The organism is Acinetobacter sp. YH01006, assembly GCF_013420445.1.
GTDB classification, from domain to species: Bacteria; Pseudomonadota; Gammaproteobacteria; order Pseudomonadales; family Moraxellaceae; genus Acinetobacter; species Acinetobacter pseudolwoffii.
The window spans coordinates 275,433-296,689 of sequence record NZ_VOYB01000003.1 but is presented as its reverse complement, the minus strand read 5'-3'; the positions used below and the strand labels follow the sequence as shown (position 1 = coordinate 296,689).

Annotated in this window: 15 protein-coding genes; 2 read left to right on the top strand and 13 right to left on the bottom strand. The window is 43.3% G+C overall.

Annotated elements, in window-relative coordinates; translation table 11 throughout:
* The first annotated feature begins 255 nt into the window (after positions 1-255).
* Positions 256-1,098 (top strand): universal stress protein, encoded by an 843-nt coding sequence (locus FTT73_RS04540; protein ID WP_180191080.1) that lies wholly within the window; start codon positions 256-258, stop codon positions 1,096-1,098.
* Positions 1,099-1,268: 170 nt separating this feature from the next.
* On the opposite strand, the gene FTT73_RS04535 is transcribed toward FTT73_RS04540, so the two are convergent.
* From FTT73_RS04535 to dnaE, 9 genes are all read right to left on the bottom strand, one after another.
* Positions 1,269-1,934 (bottom strand): O-methyltransferase, encoded by a 666-nt coding sequence (locus tag FTT73_RS04535; protein WP_005096677.1) that lies wholly within the window; start codon positions 1,932-1,934, stop codon positions 1,269-1,271.
* A 133-nt stretch (positions 1,935-2,067) separates the two neighbouring features.
* Complete coding sequence (locus FTT73_RS04530; RefSeq protein WP_005096679.1) at positions 2,068-2,784, bottom strand: D-Ala-D-Ala carboxypeptidase family metallohydrolase; 717 nt, start codon at positions 2,782-2,784, stop codon at positions 2,068-2,070.
* A gap of 136 nt (positions 2,785-2,920) precedes the next feature.
* A complete protein-coding gene (gene fdxA, locus FTT73_RS04525) occupies positions 2,921-3,244 on the bottom strand; it encodes a ferredoxin FdxA (protein ID WP_004279936.1) in 324 nt (107 codons plus the stop codon).
* A gap of 204 nt (positions 3,245-3,448) precedes the next feature.
* Positions 3,449-6,097 (bottom strand): DNA mismatch repair protein MutS, encoded by a 2,649-nt coding sequence (gene mutS / locus FTT73_RS04520; protein WP_180191079.1) that lies wholly within the window; start codon positions 6,095-6,097, stop codon positions 3,449-3,451.
* A 335-nt stretch (positions 6,098-6,432) separates the two neighbouring features.
* Positions 6,433-8,439 (bottom strand): triacylglycerol lipase, encoded by a 2,007-nt coding sequence (locus FTT73_RS04515; RefSeq protein ID WP_180077397.1) that lies wholly within the window; start codon positions 8,437-8,439, stop codon positions 6,433-6,435.
* A gap of 123 nt (positions 8,440-8,562) precedes the next feature.
* Positions 8,563-9,504, bottom strand: a complete 942-nt coding sequence (locus FTT73_RS04510) for an ABUW_2363 family tetratricopeptide repeat lipoprotein (protein ID WP_005171266.1) — start codon at positions 9,502-9,504, stop codon at positions 8,563-8,565.
* A gap of 120 nt (positions 9,505-9,624) precedes the next feature.
* Positions 9,625-10,434 carry a serine O-acetyltransferase gene (gene cysE / locus FTT73_RS04505; RefSeq protein WP_005096684.1) on the bottom strand — a complete coding sequence of 270 codons (810 nt, stop codon included), beginning with the start codon at positions 10,432-10,434 and terminating at the stop codon, positions 9,625-9,627.
* Positions 10,434-11,282, bottom strand: coding sequence for an RNA methyltransferase (locus FTT73_RS04500; RefSeq protein WP_180077399.1), 849 nt, complete (start codon positions 11,280-11,282; stop codon positions 10,434-10,436). The genes cysE and FTT73_RS04500 overlap by 1 nt, the downstream gene beginning before the upstream one ends.
* A gap of 37 nt (positions 11,283-11,319) precedes the next feature.
* The gene (gene dnaE / locus FTT73_RS04495) at positions 11,320-14,892 is read right to left on the bottom strand and encodes a DNA polymerase III subunit alpha (protein ID WP_180077401.1); all 3,573 of its coding nucleotides are present in this window, start codon (positions 14,890-14,892) and stop codon (positions 11,320-11,322) included.
* A gap of 363 nt (positions 14,893-15,255) precedes the next feature.
* On the opposite strand from dnaE, the gene FTT73_RS04490 reads away from it, so the two are divergent.
* Positions 15,256-16,020 (top strand): IS5 family transposase, encoded by a 765-nt coding sequence (locus FTT73_RS04490; protein ID WP_180191087.1) that lies wholly within the window; start codon positions 15,256-15,258, stop codon positions 16,018-16,020.
* A gap of 299 nt (positions 16,021-16,319) precedes the next feature.
* Here the strand turns inward: FTT73_RS04490 and FTT73_RS04485 are convergent, their stop codons facing one another.
* The 4 genes from FTT73_RS04485 to purD form a co-directional block, all read right to left on the bottom strand.
* On the bottom strand, positions 16,320-17,015 hold the full coding sequence (locus tag FTT73_RS04485; RefSeq protein ID WP_005096687.1) for a methionine ABC transporter permease: 696 nt from the start codon (positions 17,013-17,015) through the stop codon (positions 16,320-16,322).
* Positions 17,012-18,037: a methionine ABC transporter ATP-binding protein gene (locus tag FTT73_RS04480; protein ID WP_005171261.1), complete on the bottom strand. Its 1,026-nt coding sequence runs from the start codon at positions 18,035-18,037 to the stop codon at positions 17,012-17,014. The genes FTT73_RS04485 and FTT73_RS04480 overlap by 4 nt, the downstream gene beginning before the upstream one ends.
* 76 nt (positions 18,038-18,113) lie before the next feature.
* Positions 18,114-18,989, bottom strand: a complete 876-nt coding sequence (locus FTT73_RS04475; RefSeq protein WP_005096689.1) for a MetQ/NlpA family ABC transporter substrate-binding protein — start codon at positions 18,987-18,989, stop codon at positions 18,114-18,116.
* 941 nt (positions 18,990-19,930) lie between these two features.
* Positions 19,931-21,214 (bottom strand): phosphoribosylamine--glycine ligase, encoded by a 1,284-nt coding sequence (purD, locus tag FTT73_RS04470; protein WP_100357115.1) that lies wholly within the window; start codon positions 21,212-21,214, stop codon positions 19,931-19,933.
* Between the last annotated feature and the right edge of the window lie 43 nt (positions 21,215-21,257).

Sequence of the window (21,257 nt, the reverse complement as noted above, 5' to 3'; positions counted from 1 at the left end):
CAACAGTATTGCTGACTTCCTAACAGCAAGAGGGAATTTCGCTGGTATAAATTAGAAAATGATTTTAAAAGCATTTTAATGATCTGAATTTAAGTGTTTGGCCTAATGGCTGAATTATTCTTCTAATTATCGGTCAATCACATAAAAGTTAACATATTTCAATTCAAGCCTTACAGATTTTGCTGCACATTTTATAAAGCTTATGCTAAGTTAAAAATAACAAAGAAATTTTTATCATAAATAGAGAGGCTAAACATGAAACGTGTCATCGCCTGCATCGACTCTTCACCATGTATAAACGCGCTGGCAGACGCGGCTGCATGGATTGCCAAACAGACTGGACGTGAACTGGTTTTGTTACAGGTCTTGGATTATTACCCGGCCAGTTATCATCTGGGCGAGATCAGTGGGGTAATCGGGTTTGAAAGCAATGCCATGTTGCTGAAGGAATTGGCCGAGCTTGAACAAAAACAAAGCGAAATTGCCTTGGATTATAGCAATAATCTGCTGCAACATATTTCCGAGCGGATTTTAGCCGAATATGGTATTCAAACCACACATATTCAGGAAAAAGGGGATTTTCTGGAGCAAAGTTTCCAGATTCTTGAGCCGGATGATATCGCATTAATTGGATTGCTCGGTGAGCGCTCAGCTGAAAAGAATAAACCGATCGGCACCAATGTCGAGAATTTTATTCGTGGTGCCAATTGTACGGTCATGACCGTTGGGGAGCAGTTTAAACCGCCAACACGATTTATTTTTGCCTATGAATATTCTCCAACCTGTATCAAAATGATGAGACGGATTGCGGAAAGTGATCTGCTGCGCTTATTACAATGTCACCTGTTATATATTGGCGATCATGCCGAAATTTTAACTGAGCCGCTGCAATATCTGACTCAAGCGGGTCTAGATGTAGTGCCGCAATATCGCTATGGCGATGTCGCCGAGAATATTTTGACCTATCAACAGGAGATGGGTATTCAACTGATTGTTCTGGGCGCATTTAGTCACAGCAAAATCCATCAGTTTTTCCTCGGTAGTATTGCCACCACAATTTTCCGTAATTCCAAGGTGCCTTTACTGGTCGCAAAGTGAGGATTGCCTAAAAAGCAAACAAAATTAAAATTTAAACGTAAATTGTTACAGCTTGATTTAAAAATGATCAGAGTTATCCTCATATATTGTGGATAACTCTGTGGTTAATGTTTTTAAGTTAATGTTATATATAATAAATATGGCGCTGGGTAATTTTTGTTCTTCTGATTTTATTTGACAATCGCAAGTGCAAAACCATCATGTCCTTTACTGCCTACAGTCTGTAAAGCGGTACAAGACAAGATACGTGGATGATTTTGCAGCGCTTTAAACATGGCACGGATGCCTTCAATACTTGGCTTGTGATTGTCCGGATTGATAATCTCGCCTGCACGGATTACATTGTCCAGAAAAATAAGTGTACCTGAATGCGACAGGTTTAAACTGAGTTCCAGATATTCCGGATAACTCTGTTTGTCTGCATCAATGAAGATAAAATCAAAAGCCTCGGTCTCTGCGGGTAGAGCTTTGAGTACATCTGCTGCACGACCACATTTCAGTTCAACAGTTTGCTTGAGCTGGGCACGGTCAATATTTTCCTGACCCATTGCCGCGTGGGTATCACGTCCTTCAATTGTCAGGATATAGCCATCATCGGGCAAAGCACGTGCCAACCACATGGTGCTGTATGCGGCAAATGTTCCGAGTTCCAGTACACGTTTACATTGATTCATCTGGATCAGCATCTGCAACAACATGCCTTGATTTGCTGCTACAGCCAGATGATCTGGCAGACCATGCGCAGCAGTATTTTCCAGCGTCTGGTTCAGGATGGGATCTTCAGGAATTAAATGTGACTCAATGTAGTTGTCAATGTCTGTCCACATGTGTTGCATAGTTTTAGCACCATCAATTGCGATGGGTGCATTTTAAACTTTTCGCGGCATAGCGCAATTTATTGTGCTATAGCTGCTGTTTTTTTAGGCTATATAAAGTCTTAAATGAACTTTGTATAGCCGTTGTCATGACTTAGTAATTACACATTGAAGAATTTCGCCCCAGACTTGGCCCCCAGGTACGGTAACCTTGGGTATCGATGTGGATCTGACCAGAAGCATACATGCCGAGTCCCATATTCAGACTTTGACCATGTTGCGCCCAGAACTGGCACAGTTTGAACTTGGTATTTTCAATATAACTATAGTCTTGCGCTTGTGGATATTCTGGGCCAATACGAAAATCGATGGCAGAATTATACAGATGGCGTGAAGAATTGGCGCCACCGGCACACTGGTTTAAAGGCAGGTCACGATAGACGGAAGTGACTTCAAAATCAGTCAGGACATTGGCGGCTACTAAATATTTAAATACACGCAAGGTTGGAACCTGATTGGCCCATAATTCACGGCTTGGAATCATGTACTGTGAACGACCACATTTGGCCCAGTCCCGCGCGGTACGCATTAATTCAAAACTGGGAATAATATTGCCTACGCCATTGCGTTCCAGAAACACTTCATACTCACGTACACGTGATAAATTATCCAGCGCAGAGACCCAGTGGGTATACAGATAAGGTACAGTTTTGGGTTGGACTTTGCGGTCGTATTGAACACGTTCTTGGGGAATATAAATCCGCTTTCCATCGGGCACGGTCTGTCCCGGTGGTTTTGGGGTCGTGGTACAACCCACAAAAACGAGAGGGATTACACACAGACTCAATAATCCCTTTGCAAAATTCTTCATTTATAGAAATCAGATATTTATAAATAGCGCTATTTTAGACTAAATATAGGGAGAAATTTGGAGAATATTGCAATGAAATGTGTGCGTTGAGTATAAAAAAGATCAGCATTTGCTGATCTTTTAAAGTTTAAACTAATTACTTTTCAAGGTATTGTAATTTGTCTGCTTTGCCATTCCATTCTTCACGGTCTGCTGGCTGGTCACCAATTTGTGTGATATTTGGCCATTTTTGTGACAGGTCAGCATTCAGTTCAATAAAGACTTCCTGACCTTCTGGTAATTCGTCTTCAGAGAAAATTGCATTTGCCGGGCATTCAGGTTCGCATAACGCACAGTCGATACATTCGTCCGGGTTAATCACAAGGAAGTTAGGACCTTCATAGAAACAGTCTACAGGGCAAACTTCAACACAGTCTTGATATTTACATTTAATACAATTTTCAGTGACAACGAAGGTCATGGCGACAGCTACCTAAAAAATATGGTTCTAATTACGAATGCTGTATTTTAGGCAAAAACAGGGGGAACTAACAATTCCTTTTATTGATATTTGTTATATATAGGGCTGTTAAATTTGAAAAAAGGTCGCATACCGATGAATTACAGCATTCATCGGTATGTTCAGGACATCGACCCTATGCCAGATGAGGTCTAGGACCGAGAATTAACTTGGCTGTTTGATCAGGTCTTTGAGCGCATATAACTGCTGCAAGGCTTCACGCGGAGTTAAACTATCTACATCAATATCTTCGAGTAAGTCCAGTGCAGGCGATTCTTTTTCAATTTCGATGATACGTTCTATAGGCTCCATAACTTCAGGCATTGCAAACAGATCATGCTGCGGGCTCAGTGGCTTGGCCTGATGCTGTTTTTCCAGAATCTTTAAGCGGTTTTGCGCTTCTTTAATCACCGCAGCCGGAATGCCTGCCAATTTCGCGACTTGCAAGCCATGACTTTGACTGGCCGGGCCATGTTGCACCTTATGCAATAAAATCAGATTGCCATTCAGCTCTTTGGCCGTGACATGGTAGTTGTTAATGCCACTTTCCTTATCCAGTTCAGTCAGTTCGAAATAATGCGTGGCGAATAAACACAAACATTGAATGCGTTTGCTCAGATCTAGCACACAGGCCCAAGCCAGCGACAAGCCATCATAGGTACTGGTTCCACGGCCAACTTCATCCATCAGTACCAAAGAATGACTGGTGGCATGATGCAGGATTTGCGAGGTTTCGGTCATTTCCACCATAAAAGTCGATTTGCCTGTCGATAAATCATCGGCAGAGCCAATACGGGTGAAGACACGATCTACAGGGCCTAGGGTTGCAGCTTGCGCTGGAACATAAGCGCCACAATAAGCCAAGAGTACGATCAATGCAGTCTGGCGCATAAATGTAGATTTACCGCCCATATTGGGTCCGGTAATGATGGCCATCCGATGGGAAAAATCCAGTCGCATATCGTTCGGAGTAAAGGCCGATTTACTGAGGGCTTCTACCACCGGATGCCGACCAGCAGTGATACTTACACCAACTTCAGGACTGAATTTTGGACGCGACCAGTTGCGTAAACGCGCCTGATGGGCAAAATTCGCAATCAGATCAATCTGGGCTATGGCGCTGCTCATCATCTGTAAATTGCCGATATCCTGACGCAGTTCATCCAGCAGCATTTCAAACAGCATTTTCTCACGGGCCAAAGCACGCGATTCGCTAGATAAGACTTTGTCTTCAAATGCTTTCAGTTCAGGGGTGATGTAGCGTTCGGCATTTTTCAGGGTTTGCCGGCGAATATAATGCTCGGGTGCTTGTTCGGCCTGTGCGCGGGTCAGTTCAATATAATAGCCACTGACGCGGTTGTAGCCAATTTTCAGTCCCGGAATTCCGCTTTGTTCACGCTCTTTAATTTCCAGATCAATCAGGAACTGGCTGGCATGATCACGAATCTGACGCAATTCATCCAGTTCACTGTCAAAACCTTCGGCAATGACATTACCATCACGAAGCAGGACGGGCGGGTTTTCCACAATGGCGGACATCAGACGTTGATGCAGACCATGGAAGTCGCCTAGCTCTTCATTGAGTTGTACTAAAAGTTTGGACTGTTGCTGACTGACAATCGGTTGCAGGGCATGGCGTAAAAATGGAATTTGCGCACAGGCCTGACGCAGTTGTACCAGATCACGTGGACGGGCACTGCCAAGCGCAATACGGCTCAGCACGCGTTCAATATCGCTAATTTCTTTTAGTACCAAACGTACAGGTACTTCGTGGAAACCTTGCAGCAGGGCTTGAATGGCATCCAGGCGCTCATCCAGCAAGGCGGTATCGCGTAAAGGTTGCATCAGGGTGCGACTGAGCAAGCGCCCCCCCATGGCAGTCTGGCAATCATTGATCAGCTGAAATAAGGATGTCCCATGCTCAAATAAAGGCTCAATCAGTTCCAGATTGCGACGTGTCACTGGATCTAGGGCAATAAAGTCGGAACTCTGTTCTAGCTGAATCGAACGAATATGTGGTAAAGCGGTTTTCTGGGTTTCTTTGGCATAGTGAATCAGTGCCGCAGCGGCAGCTTTTGCCAACGGCAAATGATCAATCCCGAAACCGGAAAGTGTGCTGACGGCAAACTGGTCGCACAAGGTTTTTTGTGCATTGTTCAGGTTAAAGTCCACATTAGGACGCTTCGTCACGGAAATATCAAGTTGCTGCTTGAGTTGCTCGGTCAGCATCGGATCAGTCGTATTTTCATCCAGCAAAATTTCGCTTGGCATTAGGCGCGCCAGTTCAATCATGAGCTGGTTGAGATCATAATCCTGCTGCTGTACTTTAAACAGGCCGGCGCTGAGATCGAGCAGTGCAATCCCGATCTGATTTTGCTGAATACATAAAGCCACCAGATTAGAGCTTTGATGTGCACCGAGCATGGCATCATCGGTCAGGGTGCCCGGGGTGATAATCCTTACCACGCCGCGCTCCATGGGAGCCTTACCACGAGTACTTGTGCTCTCGCCCTCACCAATCTGTTCACAGATCACCACCGTTTCGCCTTTTTTGACCAGACGGGCCAGATAGCCTTCGGCTGCATGGAAAGGCACACCTGCCATTGGGATCGGCTGACCATTGGCTTTACCGCGATGGGTCAGGGTAATGCCTAAAATTTTGGCTGCCTTGTGTGCATCTTCAAAGAACAGTTCATAAAAATCACCCATACGATAAAACATCAATGAGTGTGGATGCTGCACTTTCACCGACATGTATTGCTGCATCATGGGCGTTAAGGTAGAAAGATCAGCCATAATTTCCGAACTGGTCATTAAAAATAAATCCTTTCAACAAGAGAGAAATGCAAATACTGATAAGCAGCGTATGCACAAAAAATTAAAGCACATCTAAACAGATCTATAAAAATATTTTATCGAGGATCTGCTCAGGAGCATAGTGAATGAGGTCGCTTATCTTAGGGTGCTTTAAATCAAGATTGACACAAGTCTATCAAATTTAATTTTTAGAAAGAAATGAAATCCAGATGAATGTTTAAGTCATGCGACAGATCTGTCGGTCTGAGTTTTTATTCAGCATGATTTCCAATTTTAAAAAACAAACCACTGGATGTGAACATGCAGTGGTTGATTTAAATTAAGGGAATTGTTTATTCGGGATCATAAAGACCAAGGTCAGACAGGTGTAATCTGAGAATCCGGCGCAATTCCAGTACAGCCTCAGGGGTTTCCTGAATGGAATGGCCACCCTTGATCACTTTACTGGATACCGCACCTTGCAAATAAGCACTTTCGTAGGAAACAATGCCATCACTCATCAGCTGAGGTTCTGTAGTATCTACGGTATTACCGATGATGGAGTGAAATTTGAAGCCGGTATAGGGCTGAATGTTTTTAGTCAGCGCATTGAATTTCGAATTTTCACTCAAATCACTCGGGCCATTTTGAATCAGGTCATGTCCCAGTTCTTTGACAAATTCTTTTAATCCGATTTCGCCTTGTAAAGTATCAGCAAAGGCACCTAAAAATGCACCTGGAACCCGAATAATTTTACGCGCCAGTTTGGTATGCCAGCGATTGGCATATTCTGTGCCACGATGCGGTGTGGCCAAGAAAATCGCCCGACTAAAATTTGGAATCGGCTGCATTTGCAGGCGTGCTTGAAACAGCGGTTTATCCTTAAACTGTTCAATACGGGTATTTTGTACCAGTTTAAAAGCATCTTGGCTGATATCGGCATTGCTGACCATCAAACGGGCAATCACGCCGCCCATACTATGTCCGACCAGTACGGCATCTTTTTTAGCTGCGGCATTGTTCGCGACCTGGGCAAATCCTTGCTGAACCAGTGCATTGATTTGAAAATGGCTTTCCAGAATCGGCATGTTGGTGGAATAAAACACCTGCCAGACCTGAAAGTTTTCTCTTAGAACCGGATCCCCCATAATATCGTTGGTCATACGAATCCAGGCTTCGGGGCTGCTGGCCAGACCATGGACCAATACCAGGATCTTCTTGTTCGGATTATAAGGTTCCAGCATATACAGGTGGGGCATGCTCAGACTATCATCCCGATCAATCAGGGTCAGATAGGCCAGACGCCCCAGATTGTTCTCGGCCAGCCATAAACCATAAGGTGCTGAAAAATTGGCTGCCAGAGCATATTCCTTAGAAGCGACCTTAATTTTTTCATATTTATAGGGATCATAGAGTTTCAGATGAAATTCGGAGGTCGATAAAATCTGTTCAGTACTATTGGCTGATTTAGGTACAGCGGTGATCGTGGTGGCCAGATATCGTGCTGCATGGATATTGGGATTGATACCATTCGGATATTTGTGATTGAGTGGGTCAGTAATATATTTTTTATCCTTTTCGGATGGTTGCTGCTCCGGTAGAACCACTAAAAACTCTGAACCAAAACCGTCACGACGGGTAATTGAACGCAGTCCAGAGAAGTTCATGTTGTAGGTGGACAGTAGTTGCTCAATGGGCTGGTTTTTCAGCTGCGGAAAATTTTCCAGATCAATGCTATACACACTGTTACCCACCTGAATCCGTTGGCCGGAACGCTTGGTTTCATAACGTTCAGCATAGCGTTGAATCAGATGGGCAATCGCCAGGTTGTAAAAATCACGAATCTGAACCTGACGGTTGTCGAAAATACGGTCTTGCGGGGCACGCTCGGTTTTAAACAGGTAGGCATAACTATAACGAATGCTTTTATCCAGCATGCTGAGCTGCTGATCCAGACATTTCTGGATATTCTGTTTTTGCAGCTGTTGCTTTTCCTGAGATTGGGTCTTGCTCAAAACACTGGTGTTGCACTCGGCTGACTTGGCATTCTGTAAAGAATTGGCGAGATACAACTCACTTGCTGTAGAAAGTAATTGTTCATCTAAAATCTGGGGAATCTTTTTAAGATCCTTTACACATTCTTCGGGCTGGTCAATACAGATCTGGGCTTCACGCCCCGTCATGGACAACACATTTAGACTGGCTTCGCTCAGTTTGTCGCGCGTCAAAATACTGTCACGCTCATTGCTGAGTGTGACATTAAGTGCCTGTTCCTTAACACTGACCACCTGACAGCCGCTCAGCACGCTGGTGATGACTAAAGTGCACAGTATTAATCTTTTATTTATTTTTTCGTGCATAAAACCTTTCACTGAATTTAAGTTGTAAGTTTGGATAATGGTTTGTATTTTACTAATTTTTTCTCATAAAAATAGACCGCCGTAGCAGTCTATTTGTAATCAGAGAAAGAAGATAAATTTTGATTATGGCGTTTTAGGCGTTGCAGCAGCTGGAGCTTGATTTGCGGTTTGCAGAACTTGCCAAACATTCCAGCGACCTTGTTTCTCAATTTCCTGAATCAGACGGTCTGCCACTTCAGCTTCTTGCGGGTATTTCACTTTATAGTTTGCCAAGGTTTGAGCCGCATTTTTTTTCTGTTCCAGCGCAATATAATTATTGGCTGCAGCAAGATAGGCTTCCTGAACGCCAGCTTTCATGGCTTTGTCCAGATAAGGGATCGCTTCACGTTGACCGCCACCTTCGGACAGGCCAAAGCCGAACCAGAAGTTCACTTCAGGATCATCTTGGTTGATCTTAAGAATTCGTTGTGCATAGGTCAGGGATTTGGTGGTATAGACTGAACCCAGATCCAGATTACGTGCCATGACACTGGCTTTAAATGCACGTACCAGAACATCGAAAGAGGCATTTTCACGTGCAGCTAAAGTATCCAGCTGTTGAGTGACTTCACGCAGTTTGGCTTCAAAGCCACGACGTTCCTGACGATCGCTAAAACGTGGTGGATAATGACGTGCTTTACCTTCCACCATTTGCAGGAAATCATCAATCTCGGTGATGTCGATTTCATTGGTATTTGCCAGAGCCGCATAACGCATTGAACGTGTATTGCTGTCTACAATGGGAATAATCAGTTTATTGACATCCAAGGTTAATTGCTTGGATGGATCATTTGGATGAGTCACGACCATTTTGGTCACGGGTTGAGCCGCAGCTTTTTGCAAATGCACCTCAAACGGAGGTGGTTCATTATAATTGAATGGATTTAATGCATAAAATGGCGGACTTAATTCAGGTTCTACAAAAACCACTTGATCCACAGGTTTCTCAGCAGACTTCTGAGAGACGGTCGAACATGCAGTCATTGTGAATGCTAAACAAGCAAGTGCCAAGGGCTTAAAGGTCATAATATTCATCCATTCGTGTTATTTTTTAAAACAGCTAGTACAAAAATCACATGACCGTCAGTCTATGAAAACTCTAACGATCATGCAAGTAAATGCATGTTACAGAATTGAACGCTCTATTCAGGCTTTAGACTGACTGGTTTGAGCTTCACATTCACGGCGCGCTTCTTCCAGAATCTGTAATTCTTTTTTGCTTAAAGGCTGCCCATCTTGTTGCTGTTTATTAAAGGTCGGATCCAGCAAAGAAAGACGGTTGCACAAGTTGTTCATGCGTTTTTCATTTTGCTGAATACGGTCCAGCAGAATGCGCATACCCTCCAGAATTGGATCAGACTGGTCTTCAGTTGCAGCATAGGGCTGGAAGCCGATACTTTCTGCATAATCACGACGACGGGTTTCTGCATCATCCTTCGGTTTGTTTTTGGTAATAAAGCGTGCAGGGTTACCCACAGCCGTCGTGTTTTCAGGAACTGCTTTAGTCACGACCGCATTAGAACCGACCTTGGCATTTTTCCCGACAGTAAATGGCCCTAAAATCTTGGCACCAGCACCAACCACCACGCCATCTTCTAAAGTTGGATGGCGTTTGCCTTTATTCCAGGTCGTTCCACCCAAAGTCACCCCATGATAGAGGGTAACATCATCGCCAATTTCTGCAGTTTCCCCAATTACGACACCCATGCCGTGATCAATAAAGAAACGACGGCCTATCTTGGCGCCCGGATGTATTTCAATACCAGTCGCAAAACGGCTAAATGAAGACAATGCACGTGCAGTTCCCTTACAGTCTTTGTTCCATAGCTCATGTGCCATGCGATGCATGATCAGCGCATGGATGCCAGGGTAAGTGGTTAAGACTTCTAAGGTATTGCGTGCTGCAGGATCGCGCGCAAAGACAGCTTGTATATCTTCTTTGAGCTGTTTTAGCATTAGATTTGATCCTCGTCCTGTGATGATGTATGTGAAGATTTTTTCCAGGTGCCGTTATTTAAGGCCTGAACGCGGCTGAAAATACCACGAAGTGAATGATATTCCATACGATCTAATTGTATACGTCCAAAAAGACGACGCAAGCGTAAAGGCAATAATCTTGGATTTTTTGGGTCCATAAATTCAATTTCGGCCAGCATTTTTTCCAAATGCGGATAGAACTGTTCCATCTGCGCATGATTCACCAAAGGCTCATCCCATTCCATTTCAATGCCATCAATGACTTGCATGGTTGCTTTAGCATCACGTGGTTGTTCAATCTGGCTCATGGCTGCCATGCGCATTTCATAGCAGATCACCTGAATGGCTTGAGCCACATTCAGTACGCCGTAATCGGTATTGACTGGAATGGTCAGGTGATAGTTGGCCATTGCCAGTTCTTCATTGGTCAGACCGCGGTCTTCACGGCCAAATAGAATTGCAACTTCTTGCTGCTCTTGTACCACGGCGCTCATGGCTTTTGTCGCAGCAGGGCGCACATCTAACAGCGGCCAGGGAATGGTACGGCTACGTGCGCTGGTACCGAATACAATCTGACAGTCTTTAATGGCATCTTCGAGCGTTTCTACAATCTCGATCTGCTCGATCAGGTCAGTTGCGCCTGCGGCCAGTGCATCAATATCCGGATGCGGATAGGTTTTTGGCGCCACCAGAACCAGCTTGGACAGGCCCATGGTTTTCATGGCGCGTAAAGCACTGCCGATGTTGGCAGGTAAAGTGGTATTGACCATGACAATACGCACATGGGAGAGATGTGCTGAAACAGCAGCATTGTCAATTTGACTCATGAGGATTCCAATTTAAAGGTGTTTTAAAGATCAGGATTTATGAATATTGTGGCTGGGATTCAGCCTGATACAGTTCCAGCGCATTGTCCATGCTCATGCCAGCAGGTGGCGGTGGAACATTGACCGGTTTGGCCTGTTCATAAGAAACAGCTTTGGCGGCTTTGGACTTGACCTGATATTCAATATGCAATGCTTCTTTACCAAAATAATCACGCAATTTAGCCAATAGTTCGTCCCGTGGCGCCACTTTCCAGTTGAGACCCAGATGAAGTTCGGTCGTAGCATAAGGATAGTCTAAATACAGAATTACCGGAATATGCGCTGACATGTCGATATTGGTATATGGCGTCAAAATCTGCTGCAAGTCACGACTCAGACTTTTACTGAAATGCTCGGCAGTTAGGGTGATTTTAATGCTGTTGGCACGCTTCTGGCGAATTTCATTCAGGCTAAAGGCTTTAGTAAGACGTCCCATTGGGCGGTCAAAGCCTTCACGCTCATAGATTTCACCTTCAATCACCACAACTTTATCCAGCTGGATAATCTCTTTAAAGCGGTTAAAACGTTCATGATTGGCTGAAATTTCAATACGCGCCGTACCATCATCCAGAGTCATCATCATCCGGTTCGGGAAATTGGCAATATCCACCACCAGTCCTGCAAATACGGTGGTCACGCCACGGCGGGTCGGCGTCAGCTCATTGATCTGACTAGGTACAAAGGATTTCAGTTCATTACGATAGACATCAATCGGGTGGCCGGTGAGGTACAGGCCGAGGGTGTCTTTTTCACCTTTCAGGCGAACTTCATCCGCCCATGGCTTGACCGGTTTAGAGGGTTTGCGCTGAACTTCTTCCACTTCACCAAACAGATCCATGATGCCGGTTTCACGGTTGGAGCGCGCCTGTTCCGCAGCTTGCACCGCTTCAGGCAGTTGTGCCATCAGGTCGGCACGATCAATGCCTAAACAATCCAGCGCACCGGAGCGAATCAATGCTTCCAGGGTACGTTTATTGATTTTTTTCAGGTCAATACGATGACAGAAATCAAACAGGTCACGGAAAGGACCTTCTTGTGTACGCGCGTCAATCACTGATTGCATCGCAGCTTCACCGACACCTTTAATCGCACCCAGACCATAGACAATGGTTTGTTCATCCGTGGCATGGAACTGATACAGCGACATATTCACGGAAGGTGGTAAAACTTCCAGATGATTCTTGCGACAGTCATCAATCAGGAATACCACGTTGTCGGTGTTCTGCATCTCCGAGGTCAACACCGCAGACAGGAATTCCGCCGGATAATGCGCTTTTAGCCATGCAGTCTGATAGGCAACCAAAGCATAGGCCGCAGCATGTGATTTGTTAAAGCCATAGCCGGCAAACTTTTCCATATAGTCGAAAATATGGTTGGCAGTGGCTTCATCAATGTCTTTTTTCGATGCACCTTCAATAAAGATCTGGCGCTGTTTGACCATCTCTTCCGGTTTTTTCTTACCCATGGCACGACGTAACAAGTCCGCGCCACCGAGGGTATAGCCGGCACAGTACTGTGCAGCCTGCATGACCTGTTCCTGATAGACCATAATCCCGTAGGTGGGTTCTAGTACGCCTTCAAGCAAGGGATGCAGATATTCAAAATCGCCTCCATGCATCCGGTGGATAAAGTCAGGAATCAGATCCATCGGGCCCGGACGGTACAGCGACACGAAGGCAATAATTTCTTCAAATTTGCTTGGGCGTGCCTCTTTCAGCATCTTCTTCATGCCCACGGATTCAAACTGGAATACCGCGGTGGTGTTGGCATTGGCAAAGACCAGATACGCGTCTTTATCTTCAAGCGGGATATAGGCAATGTCTAGAGGCTTGTCAGATTTGATGCGTTTATTAATATTTTTAACTGCATCTTCAATTACGGTCAGGTTACGCAGACCCAAGAAGTCAAACTTTACCAGACCAGCAGATTCAACATCATCTTTATCGAACTGTGCCACGCGTGAAGTACCATCAGCCTCACACATGACGGCAGAGAAATCGGTAATTTTGGTTGGTGAGATGACCACACCGCCGGCATGTTTACCGGTATTTCGGGTAATACCTTCCAGTTTTAGTGCCATTTCCCAGATTTCAGCCGCATCATCATTATCTGGGTTGGATGGATTGGTGACGATATCTTTAAGCTGTGGTTCGGCTTCTAGCGACTCAAGCAAGCTTAAACCCAAAGGCTTGGTCGGGATCATTTTCGAGATACGATCGGCCAGACCATAAGATTTACCCAAGACACGCGCCACATCACGAATCGCACCTTTGGCCGCCATGGTACCGAAGGTGGCAATTTGCGAAACTGCATCACGGCCATAAGTACGCGCCACATAGTCAATCACGCGGTCACGACCTGCGATACAGAAATCGACGTCGAAATCGGGCATCGACACACGTTCCGGGTTCAAGAAACGTTCGAACAGCAGTTCATAACGTAGCGGATCAAGATCGGTGATTTTTAAGCTATAAGCCACCAGTGAGCCTGCACCTGAACCACGGCCCGGACCGACCGGAACGCCGTTACTTTTCGACCACTGAATAAAGTCCATCACGATCAGAAAGTAGCCCGGAAACCCCATCGAGTTAATGATATTAATCTCGTACTCGATTCGCTCATCATAAGGCTTGCGAACTTCTGGCCAGTGTTCATCACGCTGTTCAGGTGGATACAGGAAATTCAGACGTTCTTCCAGACCTTCTTTGGACAAGTGTGCAAAGAAAGTATCAATGGTATGACCTTCAGGAATCGGATAATCCGGCAGAAAGTATTGACCCAGTCGCAATGTGACATTACAGCGTTTGGCAATGTGGTAAGTGTTCTCAATCGCAGAGGGAATATCCGAGAACAGCTCTGCCATTTCCTCTGCAGATTTAAAATATTGTTCAGGTGAATAGGTTTTAGGGCGGCGGTTATCCCCCAGTACATAACCATCGGCAATGCAGACTCGGGCTTCGTGGGCTTCATAATCATTGCGGGTCATGAAGTGCACGTCGTTATGTGCCACTACACCGATATTATATTTTTTGGCCAGTTTCACTGCTTCCAGAATAAAGTCATCTTCATCCGGACGGTTGGTGCGGGTCAGGGCGATATAAACGCGATTGCCGAATTTTTCGACCCATTCTTCCAGCAAGGGTTCCGCTTTTTGCGGATTTGAACTCATCAGCATCTTGCCGACATCGGAATGCATGCCGAGCAGGGCAATCATGTCCTCGGACTGGTTTAAAATCCATTGTTTTTGTACGCAGGGAATGTCTAATTGCTGACCACTGATAAAGCCTTCAGACACCAGTTCAGTCAGGTTACGCCAGCCTTTATTGGTCATCGCCAATAAGGTCATACGATGTTCGGCATCATTCAGGCGAATTTCAGAACCGAGGATCGGCTTGATGCCTTTGCCTAAGCATTTGCCATAGAACTTGACTGCGGCATGCAGGTTAGACAGATCCGTCAGCGCGAGGGCAGGCATCTGTTCTTTTTCGGCAGCTTTGACCAAGTCAGGTATCCGTACGATGGATTCAGTAATCGAAAATTCTGTATGAATACCAAGATGAACAAAGTGCATAGATGAGTCCCTGCTAAAACCATTGAATAGTTTAACATGGGATTTATTGTTTCAGTTTGAAAATGAGGGGAAATGGCTAACTTTTAGATTTTAATTAAATGTTGATTTGGGGCTTTGTCCATATCTATAACGAGATGGGATTGTTAACTGAAATTGAATTTCTGACTAGCGACATGGATGTCGCCAGTTGATCTGTGGCACAAGGAAGTATCATCAAGCCAACAGAAGATTTTTGTTACCTTGCATAGCAGTGCTTTCAAAAGTAAAAGAAGAATTTTAAATATTAGGGTCTGTTGACATTTTCTGTTCAAAAAAATAGCGAGAAAGTAAAATTTAATCGCCAAACCAAATTTACTTCTCGCTATACCTCGTACAATGCTGAATGATCAACACTGGTCTAAGTTACTTTCTATTTTCCGAAATTTTGATATCTATTTCAAATCTAATTTGAGAAATTTTGTCGAAGCAATACTTTATAGAATAAGAACAGGCTGCCCATGGCGTGATTTGCCTAAAGAATTTGGTTCGTATAACTCAATCTTTAAAAAATATAATCGTTGGTGTAAAAATGATAAGTTAATGAAAATATTTAAATTAATTTCTTCAAATACTGATATGGAATGGGTTTTTATTGATGGTAGTCATGTTCGGGCACACCAACATTCTGCTGGAATAAAAGATCAGGATATTTCTAAAAGCATTGGTGGAAATAGTTCTAAAATACATTTAGCTGTTGATGCGGATGGCAATCCAATCGAAATTATTATCTCCGATGGAACGATACATGATGTCAAGATTGCTCCCAAAATGATTGAAAAACTTGATTTGAGTGAAACGGAAGTATGTTGTGCAGACAAAGGATATGACTCTGAATCATTAAGAGAACAAATATCTGCGAAAAAAACTAAAGCGAATATTCCAAGAAAATCAAATACTCAGTCAAATAATGATCATATGGATTGGTATTTATATAAAATCAGACACTTAGTTGAGAATGCATTTTGTAGGTTAAAGCAGTTCAGAGGAATAGCAACACGATATGATAAGCTAAAGTGTAGCTATGAGGGGGCAGTTGCATTAGCTTGTATATTTATTTGGCTACCTTTATCGGGTAAATTCTATACTTGAAATGTCAACAGACCCTAGTAAGTTTATTCATGACATTATTTGAAAAATAGAATTTCGTTATTTTTACTTCAATTTTAACTTTGTAATATTTGTGCCTTACTTTTGACGGGGCAAAAGTAACAAAACCCCTTTATCTGATGGTACATCCCAGTACCACAGATCAACGGGCGACTTCCTGTCGCCGTGGCACGTATCAAATAGTTGCAGGACTTTACTTTGAAATAATGAGAAAGGGTTCGTAAGTATTAAAAACAATAAAACCCTCTTTTAGAGGGCTTTATTCATACATAAAAACTAGATTAACGAAGTCGGGACAACCAGTCCCCCAGACTTTGTACAATCTGTACCAAAATCAATAACACAATCACCGTCATGATCACCACAGAGGTATCGAAACGCTGATAACCGTAAGAAATGGCCAGATCACCGATACCGCCGGCACCGACAGCACCCGCCATTGCTGTTGCACCAATCAAGCTGATGGTGGCAGTGGTCAGGTTCAGAATCAGTGAACTACGTGCTTCAGGTAAGACAAACTTGAAGATAATCTGCATTGGGGTTGCACCCATCGCTTGCGCAGATTCAATAATGCCTTCATTCACTTCCAGTAATGAGGTTTCAACCAAGCGACCAATATAAGGGCCGACATAAATAGTCAGTGGTACAATTGCGGCCCAAGTACCAATTGAAGTGCCGACCAAAAACTTGGTCAGCGGAATAACGGCAATCAGTAGAATAATAAATGGTAGTGAACGTAGCGCATTGACAATCGGATTGAGACCGTGATAAATCACACGATTTTGCAAGATGCCGTTAGGACGCGTCACCACTAAAGTAATTGCCTGAATAAAACCCCAGATACAGCCAAACAGCATTGCGAAGAACACCATATGAAAGGTTTCTTGCAGCGCTGTCACAAATTGATCCATCGACAGCGAGCTTTTCCAGAACGGCGCAGTAATTGTCGTCAGCCACTGTACAATTAAATCTCTCATGCCTGTACTCCTGCTTGATCTACCTGTACGCCGTTATCTTTCAGATATTGCACTGCAGCGCTAATCTCTGCGGAATCACCCAGGAGCTGAATAAACATCTGACCAATCACCGAACCATTAATTTCGGTCATGTTGGCAAACAGGATATTTAAACTGATATCAAACTGTTTAATCACGGCCTGAATCACCGTTTCCTGAGCCGAGCTGCCAAGGAATTTTAAACAATAAATACTGTGATGATTCTGGTTTTCCAGATTATTCAGAATATTGACCGGCAAATGTTGCTGAAGCACGGTTTGAATAAAATTTTTGGTGGTCGGGTGTTGCGGCTGACTGAAGATCTGTAGCGTGCTGCCGGTTTCAATCACATCACCTTTTTCCATCACAGCGACATAATCACAGACGGTTTCAATTACATCCATTTCATGAGTGACCATGACAATGGTAATACCTTGCTCTTGATTGATTTTTTTGAGTAATTGCAGAACTGATTTGGTGGTTTGTGGATCGAGTGCCGAAGTCGCTTCATCACAAAGTAAAATCTTGGGATGGTTGGCAAGGGCACGGGCAATCCCGACGCGCTGTTTTTGACCACCAGACAATTCATCCGGAAAAGCCTGCCGTTTATGTTTCAGGTCAATAAAATCTAATAATTCTTCGAGGCGTTTTTCCCGTTCAGCCTTGCTCCAGCCCAGAAGCTTCATAGGCATTTCGATATTGGCCGCCACGGTTTTGGTTTGCATTAAATTAAAATGCTGGAAAATCATGCCGATATTGGCACGTTCTTGACGCAATGTTTTGGCATCGAGTGCGGTAAAATCTGTTCCATTAATGATAATCTGACCTGAGCTTGGACGCTCAAGTAAATTAATCAGACGGATGAGGGTACTTTTACCGGCACCACTATAACCGATGATGCCAAAAATACTGCCGGTTGGAATCGATAGATTAATCTGATTCAAGGCATGCAAGGTTTGACCCTTAAGCTCATACTGTTTTGAAATATCTTTAAATTCAATCATAGTGTCAAAAACTGCATCACGGATAAAAAAACAGGCAAGAAATCGTCCTTGCCTGTTCTAAAAGACTATTATAGTACTATTTTGATTCAGTTAAATACGTCACCGGCTTGTTTACTGCAACTTTAGTGCCACCAAAATTTTCATCGACATACGCTTGAACTGCTGGCGTATGATACAAGGCACCTACTTTTTGCAGTACAGGATCCGTTTGACGATCTGCTGCAACCGCTAATACGTTTACATTCATTTTTGTGCTTTGATCAATTGGCTCATAGTAAACCGCATCTTTTAATACGTTTAAACCGCCTTCCATTGCCAGCGTATTGCCTAGCACAATTGCATCAACTTCATCTTTTACACGTACTGCAGTTGCCATTTGAATAGGCTTAATCACGATTTGTTTTGCATTTTCAGCCACATCAGCTGTTGTGCCTTTTACATTGTCAAAGCCAGCTTTTAATTTGACCAGACCTGCCGATTGTAAAAGTAATAACGCGCGTGATTCATTTGCACCGTCGTTTGGAATGGCAATGGTTGCACCTGTTTTAAACTCATTCAAAGATTTTACTTTGCTTGAGTAAATTCCCATTGGTTCTAAATAGGTGGTAGACAATGGTGCAATTTTTGCTGTATTGGCATCGTTATACGCAACCATATAGGCATATGACTGGAATGCATTGACATCGATTTCTTTATTGGCAACGGCTGTGTTCATTGACACATAGTCAGTGAAATTTTTCACATCAAGTTTAATGCCGGCTGCTTTGGTTTCAGGTAATGTGGCGATATAGCGCCATACATCTGCATCTGAACCGGTCGATGCCATGGTTACGGTTTGAAGGCCATTCGCATCATTGGCTTGTGCTGCATCATTGGCAGGCGCTTCTTGTTTGCCACACCCAGTCAAAGTTAATACAGAGGCACTCAATAAAACGCCAAGTAATTTTTTCATGAAATTTTCCTAATTTTAATCTTGCCTAGAGTATAAGCATTTTTAAATCGTGTTAAATAAGATTTTTATACGATCTAAGTATGTGTCCTGATCGTTGTTGGTACTGGCCTTAAACTAAAAGAATCCAAGCCTACAGCAATCGTTCTGGTGAACGCGATCAAGTCAGAAATGCCACAAACCTGATTGTAAATAATCTATTTTGGAGAGAAAAAATAGATAGTTTATAAGCACATGAAGTAGTTTGAGCATTCTGGGATTGTCGATATCATAGCAATAAAACTATATTCGATATACTGGATAGCAAAGCCTTGTTTAGCTCTTTAATTGAATAAAAAACCAAGTTGTTTTATAAAAATATTAATTAAAACAATATTTTATTTATATTAGGAGTATGGTTTTTAGGGAGTTGTTTAAATAGTGAGCTTTATAAGATTTTATCCAATCTAAATCATAAAAATGGATATATATGATTTATTGATGGAATCAAAGTAGCGTTGCGCTGTTCTAGACATCAGGGTGTTATCTCGATTCAGCTTCTTTGGGAAATAGCACATAACTTCATCGTCTGTGCACATTTGGATAAATGGGTCGGTGTCGGCGTCTTGGTATTAGATTTGCATAAACTTATTAGGGATGAGCATACAGTTTTTTTTAAAAATTTATGTAATTTCAAAAGGTTGCGTTAAGGGGCTTAGGTAACGCCGAGTTTAATGAGTTATATAAAGCTTTGAATAAGTTGCATGAGGAAAACACCTATGCTTTAGATATAAAAAATTGAAGTAGATGTTCAAACTTATAACGATAAATTCCCATATTTGTATGACTATTACCAATAATTTCTTGAAAATAAAGAAAATTATGAAAAACTAGCTAAAAATTACCTTATTGCAAAATAAGAAAACCCCGCACTCAGCGGGGTTTTTACTTAATCAAATGAATGGTTAAGCATTTTCACGAGCAATCGCACGGTAACCAATATCTTTACGGTATTGAACACCATCAAAAGTCACTTTTTGACAAAGCTCGAGCGCTTTTGCTTGCGCTTCACCAATGGTATTACCGAGTGCAGTCACACAAAGTACACGACCACCAGCCGTTACGATGTCACCATTCTCAAGTGCTTTCGTACCTGCATGGAATACTTTCGCATCTGCCATTTCTGTGTCTAAACCAGAAATTACATCACCATTGCTAGAAGTTTCTGGGTAGCCTTTAGATGCAAGTACGATACCTACAGTTTTACGTTCATCCCATTCAGCTTCCGCAGGTAAGTTACCCGCAATACCAGCTTCAACCAAATCAACTAAAGATGATTTTAAACGCATCATAATTGGTTGAGTTTCAGGGTCGCCAAAACGGCAGTTGAACTCGATCACTTTTGGTTGACCTTGTTCATCAATCATCAAGCCTGCGTATAAGAAACCTGTATAAACGTGACCGTCTTTTTTCATACCTTCAACGGTAGGACGCATCACTTCATTCATGGTTTTTTCAAATACATCTGCAGTCACAACAGGTGCAGGAGAATAAGCACCCATACCGCCAGTGTTTGGACCTTGGTCGCCTTCAAAGATACGTTTGTGATCTTGTGAAGTCGCCATAGGTAAGATGTTGTCGCCATCAATCATGCAAATGAAAGATGCTTCTTCGCCTGCAAGGAATTCTTCAATTACAACGCGAGAACCTGCATCGCCAAATTTGTTGCCTGCAAGCATGTCATCGATCGCATCAAATGCTTCTTGATTGGTCATGGCAACGATCACGCCTTTGCCCGCAGCAAGACCGTCGGCCTTAATGACGATCGGCGCACCATTTTTTTCAACAAATGCTTTCGCAGCATCTACTTCTGTAAATACATCGTAGAACGCAGTTGGAATGTTGTGGCGTTTTAAGAAATGTTTCGCGAAAGCTTTAGAGCCTTCAAGCTGCGCAGCAAATTGAGTTGGACCCCAAATTTTTACACCCGCCTCACGGCAAGCATCAACGACACCGTTTACCAATGGAGCTTCTGGGCCGACAATGACAAGCTCAACTGCATTGTTTTTTGCGAAATCGATAATCGCAGCATTGTCTAAAATGCTTAAATTTACGTTTTCACATTTATTTTCAGTGGCTGTACCTGCGTTGCCCGGAGCAACAAAGACTTTTGCAACTTTATCGTCTTGTGCGATTTTCCATGCCAATGCATGTTCACGACCGCCATTACCCAAAACTAAAATATTCATCTAAAAATCCCTCAAAAGAATAGAATCCCACCTTGCGAAGCCA

Excerpts from the sequence above, each read along its gene's own strand:
- FTT73_RS04540 (WP_180191080.1), top strand. The coding sequence starts at position 256 with ATGAAACGTGTCATCGCCTGCATCGACTCTTCACCATGTATAAACGCG.
- FTT73_RS04535 (WP_005096677.1), bottom strand. The coding sequence starts at position 1,934 with ATGCAACACATGTGGACAGACATTGACAACTACATTGAGTCACATTTA.
- FTT73_RS04530 (WP_005096679.1), bottom strand. The coding sequence starts at position 2,784 with ATGAAGAATTTTGCAAAGGGATTATTGAGTCTGTGTGTAATCCCTCTC.
- fdxA (WP_004279936.1), bottom strand. The coding sequence starts at position 3,244 with ATGACCTTCGTTGTCACTGAAAATTGTATTAAATGTAAATATCAAGAC.
- mutS (WP_180191079.1), bottom strand. The coding sequence starts at position 6,097 with ATGACCAGTTCGGAAATTATGGCTGATCTTTCTACCTTAACGCCCATG.
- FTT73_RS04515 (WP_180077397.1), bottom strand. The coding sequence starts at position 8,439 with ATGCACGAAAAAATAAATAAAAGATTAATACTGTGCACTTTAGTCATC.
- FTT73_RS04510 (WP_005171266.1), bottom strand. The coding sequence starts at position 9,504 with ATGACCTTTAAGCCCTTGGCACTTGCTTGTTTAGCATTCACAATGACT.
- cysE (WP_005096684.1), bottom strand. The coding sequence starts at position 10,434 with ATGCTAAAACAGCTCAAAGAAGATATACAAGCTGTCTTTGCGCGCGAT.
- FTT73_RS04500 (WP_180077399.1), bottom strand. The coding sequence starts at position 11,282 with ATGAGTCAAATTGACAATGCTGCTGTTTCAGCACATCTCTCCCATGTG.
- dnaE (WP_180077401.1), bottom strand. The coding sequence starts at position 14,892 with ATGCACTTTGTTCATCTTGGTATTCATACAGAATTTTCGATTACTGAA.
- FTT73_RS04485 (WP_005096687.1), bottom strand. The coding sequence starts at position 17,015 with ATGAGAGATTTAATTGTACAGTGGCTGACGACAATTACTGCGCCGTTC.
- FTT73_RS04480 (WP_005171261.1), bottom strand. The coding sequence starts at position 18,037 with ATGATTGAATTTAAAGATATTTCAAAACAGTATGAGCTTAAGGGTCAA.
- FTT73_RS04475 (WP_005096689.1), bottom strand. The coding sequence starts at position 18,989 with ATGAAAAAATTACTTGGCGTTTTATTGAGTGCCTCTGTATTAACTTTG.
- purD (WP_100357115.1), bottom strand. The coding sequence starts at position 21,214 with ATGAATATTTTAGTTTTGGGTAATGGCGGTCGTGAACATGCATTGGCA.